The sequence below is a fragment of the Capnocytophaga canis genome (assembly GCF_000827555.1).
Classification (GTDB): domain Bacteria; phylum Bacteroidota; class Bacteroidia; order Flavobacteriales; family Flavobacteriaceae; genus Capnocytophaga; species Capnocytophaga canis.
In genome coordinates this window covers 1-777 of record NZ_CDOI01000008.1, presented here as the reverse complement: position 1 = coordinate 777, position 777 = coordinate 1, and the positions used below count along the sequence as shown (strand labels likewise).

2 pseudogenes are annotated in these 777 nt (G+C 28.3%); one reads left to right on the top strand and one right to left on the bottom strand.

The annotated features are described in order from the left end of the window. A pseudogene (locus CCAND38_RS01115) lies at nucleotides 1-396 on the top strand (BREX-1 system adenine-specific DNA-methyltransferase PglX); the annotation flags it as partial. Here the strand turns inward: CCAND38_RS01115 and CCAND38_RS12075 are convergent. Further along, nucleotides 382-777: pseudogene (locus CCAND38_RS12075) on the bottom strand (BREX-1 system adenine-specific DNA-methyltransferase PglX); the annotation flags it as partial. The pseudogenes CCAND38_RS01115 and CCAND38_RS12075 sit on opposite strands and share 15 nt — an antisense overlap.

The following is a 777-nucleotide window of genomic DNA, read 5'->3' as shown; positions in this document are numbered from 1 at the left end:
GAGGGGTTTTGTTGGTCTAATGTTTTAACTACATATATAAAATGCCGTATAAAAGAAAAAACGGTTCATAGTACAGAAAGTATGAGCTTATTCTCAGCAATAGATTGTGTACCTGAATATTATATGGTCTGTATTATGAATGCTAAAATTACAGCTTATTATGTAGATTCTTTTATCAATTCAACTTCTCATTGTACCACGGGAGATTCTAAGGGAATACCTATTATTATACCAACATCTAAACAACTAAAATTATTCAAAGATTTGTTTGATGATGCCATTACAATCAAAAGAAAGCAACTAAACGGATTAATTTCAGAAATCAAAGCAGAAATGCAATTGTCTGAAATACAAAGAAATTTAGATAAAATGGTTAATACCCTATATTTTGTATAGGGTATTAACTAAACTATCTATTTCAGCTTGAATGTCATTTAATTCTTGCTCAATTATTTTAATGGATAATTGACTTGAAAATTGTTTTTCTTTGATAGAAACGGCTTTTTTAAAGAGTTTTTCAAAATGTTGTAATTCTTTGTTTGTCGGAATGATTATAGGTAACTGCCTTGCATCATTTATCTGAAAATGAGAAGTGTTATTTATGAAATTATCCACATAAAGACTTATAAATCTGGAGTTTATCAAACAAACATAATACCAATCAGGAATATTAAAATGTAATGTAAATAAACTCATACTCAAAACATCAAAAACGCCGTTCTTTTTAAGCCTTGATTTTAAATATGTGCTATTGACATCAGTCCAACAAAACCCCTC